Annotated in this window: 12 protein-coding genes; 4 read left to right on the forward strand and 8 right to left on the reverse strand. The window is 47.3% G+C overall.

Going from position 1 to position 15,466, the window contains the following annotated elements:
- Positions 1–15 precede the first annotated feature (15 nt).
- The 5 genes from ppk1 to QVE43_RS01590 all read right to left on the reverse strand — a co-directional run bounded on the left by ppk1 (position 16) and on the right by QVE43_RS01590 (position 5,461).
- On the reverse strand, positions 16–2,241 hold the full coding sequence (gene ppk1, locus QVE43_RS01570; protein ID WP_288003987.1) for a polyphosphate kinase 1: 2,226 nt from the start codon (positions 2,239–2,241) through the stop codon (positions 16–18).
- Entirely contained in the window at positions 2,235–2,834 is a 600-nt protein-coding gene (locus QVE43_RS01575) for a ClpP family protease (protein ID WP_038029722.1), read from the reverse strand. Before QVE43_RS01575 ends, ppk1 begins: the two co-directional genes overlap by 7 nt.
- 203 nt (positions 2,835–3,037) lie before the next feature.
- Positions 3,038–4,297, reverse strand: coding sequence for a Glu/Leu/Phe/Val dehydrogenase dimerization domain-containing protein (locus QVE43_RS01580; protein WP_288003988.1), 1,260 nt, complete (start codon positions 4,295–4,297; stop codon positions 3,038–3,040).
- Between the two features lie 151 nt (positions 4,298–4,448).
- Positions 4,449–4,766, reverse strand: a complete 318-nt coding sequence (locus QVE43_RS01585) for a hypothetical protein (RefSeq protein ID WP_288003989.1) — start codon at positions 4,764–4,766, stop codon at positions 4,449–4,451.
- Between the two features lie 5 nt (positions 4,767–4,771).
- Positions 4,772–5,461 carry an NUDIX hydrolase gene (locus QVE43_RS01590; protein WP_288003990.1) on the reverse strand — a complete coding sequence of 230 codons (690 nt, stop codon included), beginning with the start codon at positions 5,459–5,461 and terminating at the stop codon, positions 4,772–4,774.
- A 127-nt stretch (positions 5,462–5,588) separates the two neighbouring features.
- Between QVE43_RS01590 and QVE43_RS01595 the strand changes: the two genes are divergently transcribed.
- Positions 5,589–6,428, forward strand: coding sequence for an SDR family oxidoreductase (locus QVE43_RS01595; protein ID WP_288003991.1), 840 nt, complete (start codon positions 5,589–5,591; stop codon positions 6,426–6,428).
- Here the strand turns inward: QVE43_RS01595 and thrC are convergent.
- The gene (gene thrC / locus QVE43_RS01600; protein ID WP_288003992.1) at positions 6,418–7,545 is read right to left on the reverse strand and encodes a threonine synthase; all 1,128 of its coding nucleotides are present in this window, start codon (positions 7,543–7,545) and stop codon (positions 6,418–6,420) included. The two genes, QVE43_RS01595 and thrC, sit on opposite strands and share 11 nt — an antisense overlap.
- Before the next feature lie 170 nt (positions 7,546–7,715).
- Here thrC and QVE43_RS01605 point away from each other — a divergent pair, with 170 nt between their 5' ends.
- Both QVE43_RS01605 and lipA read left to right on the forward strand, forming a co-directional pair.
- Positions 7,716–8,471 carry a hypothetical protein gene (locus QVE43_RS01605; RefSeq protein WP_051633109.1) on the forward strand — a complete coding sequence of 252 codons (756 nt, stop codon included), beginning with the start codon at positions 7,716–7,718 and terminating at the stop codon, positions 8,469–8,471.
- A gap of 71 nt (positions 8,472–8,542) precedes the next feature.
- Complete coding sequence (gene lipA, locus QVE43_RS01610; RefSeq protein WP_038029732.1) at positions 8,543–9,415, forward strand: lipoyl synthase; 873 nt, start codon at positions 8,543–8,545, stop codon at positions 9,413–9,415.
- Between the two features lie 206 nt (positions 9,416–9,621).
- Here the strand turns inward: lipA and QVE43_RS01615 are convergent, their stop codons facing one another.
- Both QVE43_RS01615 and QVE43_RS01620 read right to left on the reverse strand, forming a co-directional pair.
- Positions 9,622–10,053, reverse strand: a complete 432-nt coding sequence (locus tag QVE43_RS01615) for a hypothetical protein (RefSeq protein WP_288003993.1) — start codon at positions 10,051–10,053, stop codon at positions 9,622–9,624.
- A gap of 2 nt (positions 10,054–10,055) precedes the next feature.
- A complete protein-coding gene (locus QVE43_RS01620; protein ID WP_288003994.1) occupies positions 10,056–12,761 on the reverse strand; it encodes a two-component regulator propeller domain-containing protein in 2,706 nt (901 codons plus the stop codon).
- A gap of 133 nt (positions 12,762–12,894) precedes the next feature.
- Here QVE43_RS01620 and QVE43_RS01625 point away from each other — a divergent pair, with 133 nt between their 5' ends.
- Positions 12,895–15,330, forward strand: a complete 2,436-nt coding sequence (locus QVE43_RS01625; RefSeq protein ID WP_288003995.1) for a TonB-dependent receptor — start codon at positions 12,895–12,897, stop codon at positions 15,328–15,330.
- Positions 15,331–15,466 lie beyond the last annotated feature (136 nt).

Here is a 15,466-nt window from a genome sequence, read left to right on the forward strand (position 1 = left end):
ATTTAGGGTGAAACATCAGTCGAACAAACGGGCTTGCGCAACAGCTTTTTCGCTAACACGGTAAAACTCTTTGTGTACATTGAACAGGCGCTCGCCTTGCTTCGGCATTATCTTGGTGTAGGTACCGTCTTCCTGCATTTCGTAAGCATTGACGTTGTCGCGCCAACAAGAAGCCAATATATGAATGGCTTGCTGCTTGGCCAGAGGGTCCACAATTAAAAAGAGCGACTCTATGCGCCGTTCAAAGCTGCGCACCATGACGTCGGCACTGCCGCCGTAAATAAGTGGATCGCCTGCATTATGGAAATAGTAGAGGCGGGAGTGCTCCAGGTAATCGCCCACGATGGAGCGCACCTCTATGTTATCACTCAAACCGGCACGTTGGGGACGTAAGCAGCAAATGCCCCGCACAATCAACTTAATGGGTACGCCTGCCTGTGAAGCAGCATACAACTCATCGATAACAATTCGGTCTTCCAGCGAGTTTATTTTAATGCAAATACCACTTGGCTTGCCTTGCTTGGCGTTGTCTGCTTCTTGCCTGATGAGCTGAATGAGCGCCTGGCGCATATCGCGCGGCGATGTGATCAGATATTGGTAGGCATCCGGAATAGAGTGCCCCGTAATAGCATTGAAAAACTCCGATACGTCTTGCGCATAGGTTTCGTTGGCACTCAGCAGGCCTATGTCGGTATAAAGGCGTGCCGTGTCTTCATTGTAATTCCCACTTGCCACATGTACATAGCGCCGCACCTCATTGCCTTCTTTGCGTACAATCTGCAACAACTTGGTGTGTGTTTTATACCCCCCGATGCCATACACAATATAACAGCCGGCCTTTTGCAAGCGCTGCGCTTCGCGTATGTTGTTTTCCTCGTCAAAGCGCGCCTTCAGCTCGAACAATGCTGAAACGTGTTTTCCATTTTCAGCAGCCTTCAATAAAGCTTCTGTGACCCGCGAGTGCCGCGAGAGCCGGTAAATGGTCATTTTAATGGAGAGCACGTTCGGGTCTTCGGCTGCATCTTCAAGCAAGCGCAACACCCATTCAAAGGAGTTATAGGGGTGGTGCAGCAAGATGTCTTTTTGGCGAATAAGTTCAAAAATATCAGCCTCGCGTTCGTTTTGATGAATGCCCAGCGGCAATACCGGCGCAGGGAAAGCCGGTAATTTGGTTTTGAAATCGGGGTGTTTGATGATTTCCCAAAGTGCCGTAAGGTCGATGAGCTCACTGATTTCAAAAATATTGTAATGGTCTATGTCCCAACGGTTGGTGAGTATGTTTAACAACCACTCGGAAAATCCGGGTTGTATTTCCAGGCGTACCACGCGCCCGGTACGGCGGGTTTTGAGCTTTTGCCTTACCTCCTCGATGAAATCGGCTTCCATGTCATCGCTTTCATCGAGTGTGAAGTCACCATTGCGGGTAATGCGAAAAGTGTTGGCCGACAGAATCTCTACATTCCGGTAAAGTACATGAATATGTTTGCGAATGATTTCCTCTATGGGTATAAAAAGAAGCTCGTTGCCTCTTTCTATGGTATAGAAGCGGGGCAGGTTTTGGGGCACCTGAATGAAAGAAGCTTTTCTGGCGCGCTTTTCCGATTGAGGGTTGATGGTGACCACGCCAAAAATAAGCGACTGCGGACGAAGAATAGGGAAGGCGTGAAAGCTGTCGAAGACCATGGGGGTGAGCATGGGATAGAGCGTCCGCTCGAAATAGTTGCGTATTTCTTCCTGCTCTTCTGCTTTCAGGCTGTCAAGGTTGTTGACAATACAAAAACCATTGCGCTTAAATTGTTGCTTGAGGTCTGTAAATACCTTGTATTGCTCTTTGACAAACTCTTGCGCCTTGCTAAGCAAAGTGGCACGGAAGGGGCGTTCCCGCAAGCCTGAATAATCCAGGCGCTCTTTGTCGTAATCCAGGTAGTTATAAAGGCTTCCGACGCGTATGGTGAAGAACTCGTCTAAGTTGGAAGCCGTGATGGCTAAAAACTTGAGTTTTTCGAACAGATTGCGGCGGCTGCTGCGGCACTGGTCCAACACCCGCTCATTGAATTTGAGCCAGCTCAAATCCCGGCTGATATACCGGCTTTGGTCAATGATGGTGCTCAGGCGCTTGTCCGGATACGACGCTTGGTGGGTATTGGCACTAAAAACGCCCCGTTCCGGGCTTGCTTTAGGGTCAAGCCCGGACTCCCGGCGTCTTTCTTTTTCGGATGTGCTTTCTTTCACTTTTACCATTCAAACTTATCTATGATTTTGTCCACAATACCATAAGCTACCGATTCCTCGGCATTCATCCAATAGTCGCGGTCAAAATCCTTCATGATTTTTTCCACGCTGTGCCCACAGTTTTCAGCCAATATTTTGGCACCTAATTCTTTGGTTTTTAAGATTTCCTTAGCCGTAATGGCAATGTCGCTGGCTTGTCCTTGCACCACGCCGCCTATGCTGGGCTGGTGTATCATCACGCGCCCGTGAGGGAAAATGAAGCGTCGCCCTTTGGTGCCCCCCGATAGCAGAATGGAACCCATGGAAGCAGCCAAGCCCATACAAACGGTGGCTACCGGCGATTGTATCATTTGCATAGTGTCGTAAATAATCATGCCGGAGGTAACAACCCCGCCGGGGCTGTTGATAAGCAGGGTGATTTCTTTGCCCGGCTCCATGCTGTCGAGGTACAACAGGCGCTCCACCACATACTTGGCCGATTGGTCGGTAACAGGACCCCACAAAAAGACTTTGCGCTCTTCTAAGAATTTATTTTCAAATTTATTACCTGCTGCTAACTCTTCGAATAATTCCCGAAGCTCCTTGTTGTTTGATGTTGTCATAGTTATTGTTGTTTTTAAACTATTCAATTGATGATTTTATACCGAAAATAAAGCTTTTTTACATAAAGAAAAAGCAAAAGCAGTGCCTATAGTTCTTTATTCTCGGAGGTGATTTTGCAACTGGTTTGCTCATAGGTAGTTAACAAAAAAAGATGGCTGACAAATTGCCAGCCATGCTGTCAAAGTTTCTGATACGAAAAAAGTTATAACAGTTTTTGCAGTGCTATTTCAAAAGCTTTTGCCGAAAGCTCTGTGGGTTTGTCCTGCTGTTCCCGGATGCGTTCAAGTGCTTGGCGTATGGTTTGTGAGGTGTCTGCAAAAATAGCTTCATCGGTGAGCACTTCATCCTCATAGGTCATCAAATAAGCAAACACACGCGCCATGCCGCAGTTGGCGATGAAGTCAGGAATCACCGACACACGCTCATCGGCATATTGGGCAATAGGACCGTAAAATATTTCTTCATCAGCAAAAGGCACGTTTGCGCCACAAGAAATAACCTCCACCCCGGCGGCAATCATACGATCGAGGTGCTCTTTTTGTACCAAGCGCGAAGCCGCGGCCGGTACAAAAACTTCTGCGCCTATGTCCCAAATGTGTGCATTGGCTTCGGCAAAGGGTATCATGTCGGCAGCAACCAAAGCGTTGCCCTTGCGCTGAACAAACAGTTCTTTGACCCTTTCAGGGCTCAAACCGTCGGGTGCCAGCAAGCCGTTGTCCTTGTCTATGATGCCCACGATACGAACCCCCATTTCGGCAAGATACAAGGCAGCGGCAGCACCTACATTGCCCCAGCCCTGAATAATGGCACGTTTGCCTTGTATTTCGCCGCCCCAAAGGTCGTAGAAGTGGCGGACGGCTTCGGCAACACCATAGCCGGTAATCATATCGGCTACTGTGTACTTCTTCCCGGTAGAAGGCGTGAAGCGCGGATCTTCAATCACTTTGGAAACGCCTTGGCGAAGATTGCCTATCTTTTTGATTTTTACCGGCTTGGTAGGTTGAAAATGCCCATTGACTATCCCTTCTTGCGGGTGCCACAAGCCATAGGATTCGGTGATGGGAATTACCTCATGAATTTCGTCCACGTTCAAGTCGCCCCCTGTGCCATAGTAGTTTTTTAACAAAGGAAACACGGCTTTATACCAGCGTCGCAGCACTTCTTCCTTGCGGGGGTCAGCGGGGTCAAAGTTGATGCCTGACTTGGCGCCCCCGATAGGTGGTCCGGAAACAGTAAATTTTACTTCCATGGTCTTGGCCAGTGACTCCACTTCCCTTTTATTTAGCCCTTTGCGCATGCGGGTGCCACCGCCGGCAGCGCCTCCTCGCAATGAATTGATAACCACCCATCCTTCAGCTCCGGTTTCTGCATCGTGCCATTCGAAAACGATTTCCGGTGCTTTTTCTTCAAATTTTTTCAATAAGTCTTTTACTACCTCTTTCGACACGGTTTTGGTTGTCATAGGATTGATATTTTTCTTTGAATTATTCAATGCTGTCTTTATAAAGTGCATTTTGGTGTTCAAAGATACCACATTTTTATGAAGCTAAGAAAAAAGCAAGCGGTCCATGGGGAAAGTACCGCTTGCTTGCTTTTGGGAGTAAGGGTTTATATCAGACAGCAACTTGCATTCGATTGGGCAAGTCGGTGTGGTCGGAAAGTAAAATAACACCTATAGCCGAGCGCACACCACGCATAAAAGATTCAAAGCTTGTGTGGCGGTGTTGGCGCAATACCTCGGCACACGCTTCAATGGCCTGCTGGCGCAGGTAGGGGTTTACCGGTCCGGCATTGAGCATTTCCAAGGTGTCTTCGATAATAAGTGCGGCAAGTTCTTCATAACGCCCGGCGGCATGATACGCTTGAAACTCTTCTTCTGACAAGCTACTTTCTTTTACCGGCATAAGCGTGGGGGAGTATAACTCTTCCATAAGCATTATAATTTGATATGATTGAATTTTTGCTTTATTACACACTCCCATACGAAACGTATGGAAGTATAAGTAGGTTGAAAAAAATTGGAAATTTCTTCATAGGGCACCCACAGGGCTTCTTCTATGCTCTCTTCCGTTTGTGGCTTAGGTGGTGAACATTCGCCGGCTTTCAAAAGATACCAGTAAGTTCGTTTGAGTACGATTTGACTGCCCATTTTATAGGTATGGTAAGTATCGCATATGAATGCCTCTATTTCTGCCTGTATGCCGGACTCTTCTTCTACCTCGCGGCGGGCTGCCTCTTCGGGCTTTTCGCCCTCTTCCATTTTTCCTTTGGGAATATCCCACTTGCCCAAGCGCTTAATAACCAAAAAAGAGGCACAAGAGGGGGCATAGACTACACCCCCGGCAGCTTTCAAATAAAGGAAATACTTTTTTAAAGTTTTAAGTACTTTTTCAGCCTTCGACGTGCGTATTTCTAAAAAATAAATGAAGGGGTTGTATTCCTTTGCAAGCTGTTCTATGATTTGTAAAATAGTTTCCACAGACGGCTCTATGAGACATATACGCCCCCTGTGGGCAAGGGTCTCTTCTGCTGAAGCATTGCGCAAGGTTAGGTCGAAAGCGGAGGTGTCAGGGTCGGTATTGTGGTCTCGAATAAATACCGGAATGTCATTGAGAAATAAATTCATGCACATTGCATCTTATCAATTTGCAATTTTAATTAAAAAATTACATTGTTAAAAGTCTTTTTTAACTTTTTTCCAAAAAAGTCGTACCCTAAAACTAAGGTAGTTGTTCACTAACGAGTGTAAAGTTATGATAAAAAATATACTTTTGACCGGTGCCACTTCCGGTATTGGCAAAGCTGCTGCCAAAAAGTTACTACAAGAAGGGCATTTTTTGATTTTGCCCTATCGCAATGAAGAGAAAGCCACTGCTTTAAAAAAAGAATTGGAGGCTATTGCACCGGAACGCTTCGATTTACAGTTTTGCGATCTTGCTTCCTTTGAGTCTATCCGGGCATTTGCCGCTTATGTGAAAAATACTTACCCGCACATAGATGTGTTGATCAATAATGCAGGCGTGTGGAATCAACGTTTTCGTGAAAGCAAAGATGGAATTGAGCTGACTTTTGCAGTCAATCATTTGGCGCCTTTCTTGCTGACCAACTTGCTTTTGGATTTGCTTCGTAAGGCAGAGCGGGCGCGCGTGGTGAATGTTAGCTCTGACCTGCACCAGGGAAGCATCGATTTCGATGATATAGAGTTCCGGAAAAAGGAATATAATGGAATAGCAGCTTACCGCCAGTCTAAATTGGCAAATATTCTTTTCACCAAAGAGCTGGCACGCCGTCTGCAGGACGAAGGCATCACAGCCAATGCTTTAATGCCCGGCTTTATAGCTACCAACATATTCCAGGATTTAAACTTTTTTGCCCGTTTGATGATAAAAATCATGGCCAAGTCGCCGGAAAAAGGGGCAGAGACCATCGTTTACTTGGCGTTGAGCCCCGAAGTGGAAGGCATTACCGGCAAGTATTTTAAAGACAAAAAGGAGGCCATATCATCACGCCAATCACAAAACATAGAGCTTGCCAAGCGCTTGTGGGCAGTCAGTGAGCAGATGACAGGCTTGCATGTATCTGTTAGTGAATAATCTTTTGAATGGCATCAACAGCTTTTAAGCCGGTAGAAGTGAGTACACTGATTACCGTTTCGCCTTCTTGTGCCTCTTGCAGCAGATAGCGCCGGGCACCGGCAATTACCGCTGCGCAGGTGGGCTCCACAAAATAGCCTTTCCGGGCAAGTATCTTCACCATCTCTACTATTTCCGTTTCTTCAACGGCAATAAATTTGCCTTTGCTTAGTTCTACATACTGCAGCATCTGGGTGCCACGCAGCGGGTTGTTTACGGACATGCCTTCGGCAAGGGTCTTCTTTGCGGGGCGGGGCTGTATGAAGGCTTCGCCGCGAACAAAGGCTTCGTAAAGAGGGGCGCAATTTTTAGCTTGCACGCCAATGAGTTTAGGCATCTTGCTGATAATGCCTGCTTGTTTAAGCTCTCTGAATCCCAAATAACAACCGATAAGCAGAGAGCCGTTGCCTGCCGGCACAACTACTGTGTCAGGGGCTTGCCAATGCAGTTGTTCGCATACTTCGTAAGCAAAGGTTTTTGTGCCTTGAAAAAAGAAAGGGTGCCATACGTGACTGGCATAATGGTACTGTTGAGCAAAGGAGTAGGCGGCTTGTGCTACCTCGTCGCGTGTGCCTTTCACCAAATGCACTTTGGCACCATACAGTTTGATTTGCGTGATTTTAGCCGGCGAGGTATCGGCCGGCACGAATATGTCGCAGGCAATACCGGCTTTGGCGCAGTAGGCAGCCAGCGAAGCCCCCGCATTGCCTGATGAGTCTTCTACCACACGACGCACGCCCCACTCTTTCAGTTTGCTTACCAATACGGCTGTGCCCCGGTCTTTGAATGAGCCGGTGGGGTTCATGTATTCTATTTTTACTTTCAGCGCTTTGCCTTCCAGCTCTATGTCGTGCATGGGAGTGGCACCTTCCGAAAGGCTTACCACCGATGAAGGATGTTCAATAGGCAGCGCTTCCCAATAGCGCCAGAGCGTTTTGGGCCGCTTGCCGATGCGCTCCAATGGGAAGCGGGGCGAAAAATGCAGGTCAAGAACGCTGCCCTCTTCGCTGCACCATAGAGGCATGTCGGCGGGGTATTCTTTCCCGCTTTGCAAGCAAATAAGTTTGGCTTCTTTCATTGCTCGGCTATGAAAACACAAACCCAAGCTATTTAAAAAAAAGTATAATACCTAATACTTGGAAAAGCAGTAAAGTATTCAGTGTTTTGAATTGTTTTCGCGCTATTTTTTGTTAGATTTGTACAGTACACCGGGTATTTGTTTACCACACTGTAAAACAATATTTTACGATGCGCTTCGTCTTTTTTCCTTTTCTTTGTTTTGCCTTTTGTGTTGCTTTGCAAACAACACAAGCACAAAGCGTTTTTGAAGATGCTTACACGCGTGAATATGCCTTTGGATTGAATATAGCCTCAAACGGCGGCTTCCCTTCCGGCGTTTATTTCCGTTACGGCAAGGTGAAAACAGCGCGTGTAAACAATATATGGGGGCTGGAAATAGCCGGTATTAAGCACCCCAAAGAGCGCAAAGTGCAAAACCCCTTTGGTCAGGGCAATGCTTTCGTATATGGCAAGGTAAATTATCTCTTTAGCATACGCCCGGAGTATGGCAAAGACTTGATTCTGTTTCGTAAGGCACCCAACGAAGGCGTGCAGGTAGATGTAGTGCTGGCTGCCGGTCCTTCCATTGCCGTCATTAAGCCCTACATGATACTATACGATTATTCGCCGGATGGCATCATACCGCAAATTAGAGAAGAACGCTACGACCCGAATATACATACCAATCCCAATCGCATTGCCGGAAGAGGAAGTTTCTTTAGTGGTTTTGGGCAAAGCGATATAGCTTTGGGGCTGCATTTGCGCTTGGCCATGAGTTTTGAAGTGGGCGCTTTTCAGTCGAACCTTACAGGCATCGAAGCAGGCTTTTTGCTCGAAGCCTTCGACCGCACCATTACCATCTTGCAAGACAGCAATGGCAGTGTGGAGAATAGCTCGGTATATAATGCTGCTTATCTGAGTTTTTTCTTTGGCGGGCGTAAATAAAGCCTAAACCATTCTTGGCTTCTGCTTGTTTATTTGTAAACTTGCACTTCCAAACGATAAGATTTAAGGCTATGATAGAATTACCTGTTGTACCTTCCGAGCGAAGAAAAAAACCCTCTTGGTTGCGTGTTAAATTACCTACGGGGAAGAACTACCTGCATGTTCGTCAGTTGGTTGATAAATACAAATTGCATACTATCTGCGAAAGCGGCAATTGCCCCAATATGGGCGAGTGCTGGGGAGCAGGCACGGCTACCTTCATGATTTTGGGTAATGTATGTACACGCAGCTGCACTTTTTGTGCTGTGGCAACCGGGCGTCCAAATGAATATGATGAAGACGAGCCGCGCCGGGTGGCAGAAGCTGTCAAGCTTATGGGCGTGAAGCATGCTGTCATTACTTCGGTCAATCGTGACGAGCTCAAAGACCGCGGGGCTGAAATATGGTACCGCACCGTGCGTGCTATCAAGGAGGTGTCACCCGAGACAACCATAGAAACGCTTATCCCCGATGTAAGAGGCTCATGGGATGCCCTGTACCGCATGATAGAAGCAGGGCAGGAAGTGGTGTCTCACAATATGGAAACGGTCAAGCGCCTTTATCGCAGAGTGCGCCCGCAGGCCAAGTATGAGCGCAGCTTGGAGCAGCTGCGCCGCATCAAAGAATACGGCAAGCGCACCAAAACCGGCATCATGGTAGGCTTGGGTGAAACCGATGAAGAAGTATTTGAAATTATGGATGACCTCTTGGAATGCGGAGTAGATATTCTTACCATCGGGCAGTATTTGCAGCCTACCAAAATGCATCTTGAAGTAGTAGAATATGTGCACCCCGAGAAATTTAAAATGTATGAGGAAGTAGGGCTGAAGAAAGGTTTTAAATACGTGGAGTCAGGTCCATTGGTGCGTTCTTCTTACCATGCCGAACGGCACGTAAATGTGTGATTTTGAAAAAAATCCGGAAAAAATTTGGATGTTATCTTTTGAATTTGTATATTCATGTTAATGACATACATACATTATCATCCTTCAATTAGACGTGTGCTACGCAAGTAGCGCGAGTCTATCAACCAAACGCTGATAGGAGCCTACTAAGCGGGCTCAGCCAAACGTCGCTTCTCTTACATAAGTAGGAGAAGCGACGACGTTTTTTAGGGTGCTTGTTTTTCAAAGTGAAGTTGCAGGCTTCCTTTTTCAAGAATGAGTTTTTCTTTTTTGAGTTTCTTTACATGAAAAGTGTCTTGCCTGTTGCCATAAGTAAAGATGAGCAGTTCTTCTTTTGGGAGAAGGGTGTAAAACCCTTGGGTTTTCAGCAAATTACGTTGAAATTGAAAATGTTTTCCGCCGTCGAAAGAAAGGCGATAGCTGCCCAACTTTTCTCTTATGTCATGGGTTTGGGGCGTGCTTTTGTTGCTTTGCAGCTCTGTGGTTAATGAATCGACAGAAAGCTCGTCTTGCCATTGGCTTTGGTCAAAATCCAGCAGCCACTCACCCCGTAGCTGCTCATGAGGCGAAGCGCTGCAAGCACTAAGAAACACAAGGCATAACAAGAGCCATCGGGCGGTTTTGTATTTACTCTTCATGCTTAATGCTTATTATCGTTGTTGGGTGGTGTTTCTTTTATTTCCCTTTTTTTATCGCCGGCTTGAAAGCCGGTACCATCAGAAGTGACTTCCATGGGTTCTGTCCGGCGCAACTCTACACTGATGACGCCCTCCGGCTTTTCTATGATTTTTCGTACCCGCCGTTCAAGCGGCAACAAGTAGTAAGCCAGTATTACGTTCATCACCAGCTTAAATACCGGAACGCCACCGCTGAAATTATCGACATAAGGCTCCACCATGATGATTATAAACTCAACCGTAGTAATAATGCTGACGATAGTAAGTATGCTGGTGGCGCGGGCGTCTTTCTTGCGTCTGTTCAGATAAATGGAAAGCAGCAGCAAAGAAAGCAAAAACAGGATTTCTAAAATGTAAAACCACCAGGTCTCGTAGAAGGGAGAGCGCACATATAGCTTAATACTTTGGGTTTGTGAGATGAGTCCTTCCGGAGTGCGTGCACGCACAAGCAAGCGATGCATACCGGTGGGCAAGTAAGCAAATTCAATATAGGGCGTGCTTCGCCATGCCGACCATTCCGACTCACCCTCACCTTCTATTTTATATTGAAATTGAGTGTCCTCACCGGCAAGGTAATAGGGGTAGGCTATGTGAAACACCAAGTGGCTGCTTTGGGGGGGCACTTCCACGCCTTTGATTTCCCGCCCGTCTTCGCTAAGAAAGGGTAGGTAAGTGTCTTCATCTGTTTCAATGAAGCGTATGATGGGGTGCGAGGGTATGGCGGGGGAGGAAGTTGTTTCTTTCGGAATAAAAAATATGTTATTGGAGGCTACTATCCAGTAGTTGCCTTCGTAATCTACAGCAAGTACCTGCAGCTCGTCGAAATAATTCACCAGCCGGTTGGTAAGAGGCTTTAAAGATTTATTTTGCAGGAGCAGCCACTGCCTGTTTTTGAGCAAGAAGAAAGCCTCTTGTTGGCTGTCGTAGAGGAAGGACAAAGGGTAATAACGGTTCAGCGCCTGATAGGGCAATAGCATGCCACCTAAAATTTCTTTGTGGAGTAGCGCCCCCTCTTTTGATAAGAAAAAGACATTTTCGCCTTGTTTTCCCACCCAGAGTGGCTGTATTGCTTGTGTGTGCAGCTCCATGCGGTAGTGACGGGCGAAGGTGCCATCGGTGCGTAAATGCACGATGAGGCAACCATTAAAAAGTCCCAGGTAAAGCTTGTTGCCGGCCAACATCAGGTTGGTGACATCATCAGGAATAGCAGCTATGCGATCTACCACTTTCCAATATCCACGGTACTCCCTGATGGCTATAAGTCCTTTTTCTGTGGCAACATATAACATATTGCGCTTAGGTGCCCCATAAATGGCATACACATGCAGGTTACGCATAATGGGGTAGCCGGTATGCCGGGTGACTTCATAAAGCCCCGTGCTGGAAGCTACCAATAATTTGCCTTTATAGTTGAGCAGCTGCTTACACTTGGCGTCTATGTTTTTGATTTTCTTAAAATAATAGGGCACAGACTGCATAATGTAAGCTTTGAGAGCGTCTTCATAGGGGTTGCGCTCTTTTTCTACAACAACGGTTTGTTGCTGCCGGGCAAACAGACGTTTGCGCTCATTGGCATATACTTTCCGGCTTACGACCTGCTCGCCCCGGATCTTGTCGAGCACAAACAGACCGGCCGTAGTGCCTACGTACAGCTCCGGGCCCAAGCGTATAAGGCTACTGATAGAGCCTTCCAAGCCGGGATAGGTAGAAAAAACACGTAAGGGAGACTGCAAGGCTACCCGGCTGCATCCTTGCGCGTGGCTAATCCACAAACCACCTTGCTTGTCTTCATAAATAGCCGTGGTTTCATCGTCTTTCAAGCCTGTTTCGTAATTGATAATGTCAGTGACAATGCCACTGCTTTTATCCACTACAATGCAACCACCGGATAAAGTGGAAAACACAAAGCGCTGCCCATCATTTAGCGGGAGCATTTCATTTAGTAAAAACGTTTCGACATAGCGCGTGGCGGGGCTTCGATAGGGCATAAAATGAAGTCCGTCGAACAACCACAGGCGATTGTCGGGGCTGCTGCACAAGCCTCTTTGCTTGTCGAAAGGAATGTATTGGGTTATGCCTGTTGTTTTTAAGTTGTTGCCCGGGCGGCCGCTAAGGTGCATTTGCTTGCCATCCAAATGATAAATTCCCTTCCCGGGAGCAGAGGCATAAGCTTCGCCCCGGTGCAAAAAAAAGCCATTGAAGGAACTGTTTCGTGGAGCATGATAACGATAAAGCAGGCGACACCGGGTAATAGAATAAGCATAAGTGATGTTGGGGGTTTGTGCCCATAATGTGTCGCCTTGAAGCATGATTTTGCGCACGTTGCCTTCAGTAGTAAAGACAGAAGAAAAAACAACCTTGCCTTTGCTGTCAAATTGCAGATATCCTACCTGCCCTTTGCCACCTGCCCAAATACAACGCCTTTGAGAGTCGTAGGACAAGCTGTAAAGTGTGACGGGTATTTTGTGTACATGCTGCTGCTGACCATCATAAGTCACAATCCCCTCCGGCGTGGAAAAACACAGTATATCATTATCAAAAGACTCAATGTCATAGGCATGGGCGCCAAAGTCATAGTTTTGAATAAAAAGGTTGCCACGCTGCGCATAAATCAAGCTGCTTATGCAACATAAAAGAAATGAGGCAGCAAAAAAAACGACTTTCTTCATAAGAATAGTGCTAATGCTACAACAAGCAAATCTAAGACGCACAGATTGATAAAAAAAATCATCTAAATTTTTTGTTTAGATTAAATCTAAATAAATTTGCATCGGTTGCTTATGCACAAAACCGCAGCGATTTATGAAACCTCGAGCCGTCCTTTACTTTCTTTTGTGCTTTGTCTGTATTTTGCCGGCATCTGCCCAGCAGTTGTTGCAAGGAGTGGTGACCGATGAGCAAGGCAATCCTTTGCCGGGCGCAACCATAGAAGTAAGCCCCGTTGAACGCTTCGCAGTGGCCGACGGGCAAGGACACTTCGTCTTGGAAGTGCCTTATCAAGAAGGGCTGGTGCTGAAAGTTGAGTTTGTTGGCATGGAAGTGCTTACAGTGCCCCTTCGTCCCGGGCATTGGCAAGCCCCCCTGCAGCTGCGTATGAAAGCCAAAGAAGAAGTGCTTGCAGAGGTGGAAGTGACAGCTGCCCGTGAGCAGACTTTCGGAGTACGCAGCTTGTATAGTGTGGAAGGAGTGGCCATTTATGAAGGGAAGAAGACCGAAGTGGTAGAGCTGCAAGATATTGTTGCCAATTTAGCCACTAATAACTCGCGGCAAATATTTGGCCGCATCCAGGGCATTAATATATGGGAAAGCGATATGGCCGGCTTGCAATTGGGCATTGGCACGCGTGGATTGAGCCCCAAGCGTACGGCCAATTTCAACACCCGCCAAAATGGCTATGATATGAGTGCCGATGCGTTGGGCTACCCCGAAAGTTATTATGTGCCGCCTGCCGAAGCGCTTGAGCGCATCGAGTTGGTTAAGGGGGCTGCTTCGCTGCAGTACGGCACACAGTTTGGCGGCATGCTCAATTTTGTAATGAAAAGCCCGCGCACTGATAAACCCTTTCACATAGACACCCGCCAAACCATTGGTTCGTGGGGCTTTTGGAATAGCTACACCGGAGTAGATGGTACTTTGGGAACCAAAGTTGAATATTTTACTTTTTATCAATACAAGCAGGGCAATGGTTGGCGCCCCAATTCACAGTTTCATAGTCACACTGCCCACACTCAGTGGCATTTTGACCTGAGCAAGCGCTTACACTTGCGTGCAGAATATACCCACATGCAGTACTTGGCCAAACAGCCCGGCGGCTTGATGGATGCCACCTTTGAGCAGGACCCTTCCGTTTCGTTTCGCAATCGCAATTGGTTTGCCGTCCGTTGGAACTTACCGGCCTTGATGCTTGACTACCGGGCATCAGACCACACCACTTTGAACTTGCGGGCATTTGCCAATCTGTCGTCCCGGCAGGCTTTGGGCGTATTGTTGCCGGCTTACAAAGCAGACGACCCCACGCAAAACCGCACCTTGATTCGCGATCTTTACCGCAACTGGGGCGTAGAGGGGCGTTTGCTGCACGATTACAAACTAAAAGGGCGCAGCCATCATTTTTTGGCAGGAGTGCGCTATTATCATGGGCTTACCTACAAGCAACAAGGCGAGGCAGATGCCAGTGACCAACCACGCTTTGAGTACTTAAACCCCCATGATTTGGAAAAGTCGGACTATCAATTCCCCGGGCGCAACGTGGCGGTTTTTGCTGAAAATATATTTTTCTTAAACAAGCGATGGAGCATCACTCCGGGTATACGTTATGAATATATCAATACTTTGGCAGATGGCTATTACAAGTTGCGCGCTTATGACGCGGCGGGCAACCTGATTGCCGAAGAGCGGGTCGATGAGTCTTTTGACCTGAAGCGGGCTTTCTGGTTAGGAGGTATCGGCATTACTTTCCGTCCTGCAGATAACCGGGAGCTGTATGCCAACGCCAGCCAAAACTACCGGGCAGTGACTTTTAGCGACTTGCGCATAGATAATCCCAACTTCCGTCTGGACCCCAATATACGCGATGAGCGGGGCTACAGCACCGAGATAGGCTTCCGGGGACAGTTGCCCGGCCGTTTTCAGTGGGATGTCAGCTTGTTTTATATGCGCTACAATAACCGCATTGGCTTTGTGACACTCTTAGATGAGCGAATTTATAATGAGTACCGTTTCAAAACAAATGTAGGTGATTCGCAACATTATGGTTTGGAGCTGTATGGCGAATACAACCTCGCTTCCTTGTGGAAGCAAAATACCACTTGGCAATGGCGCCTGTTTAGTAGCTTTACTTATGCCGAAGCCTATTATCTGAGTGCCAACAACGATACTTGGAGCAGGATAGAAGGCAACCGGGTAGAGTTTGCACCGCGTATTATCTGGCGTGCCGGCCTGTTTGCCGAGCGTGGTCCCTGGCGATTGAGCTTACAACACAACTACGTGTCAGAACAGTTTAGCGATGCCGACAACACTTCGGGGCGTGTGGCGTCGGCGGTGGTGGGTATCATTCCGGCATATCATGTAACTGACCTGAGTATTTCTTATAAACGCGAGCGCTGGACAGTAGAAGGTAGTGTAAATAATCTATTGAACCAAAAGTATTTTACCAACCGGGCAGTAAGCTATCCCGGGCCGGGTATCATCCCCGCCGACCCGCGTAGCTTTTTCCTTACCTTGGGTATCTCTTTGTAGCTTTAAAACAACTTTGCTTTTCAAAGTCTATACTTGCTTGCCTGTCTTTATTCAATCACGGAGGCAGGGCAGTGCTGCCTTATGAACGGACATTTTTTCTTTTGTCATTTCGAACGGAGCGTGGTGGAGTGAGAAA

The sequence above is a fragment of the Thermonema sp. genome, from assembly GCF_026003375.1.
GTDB lineage: Bacteria > Bacteroidota > Bacteroidia > Cytophagales > Thermonemataceae > Thermonema > Thermonema rossianum.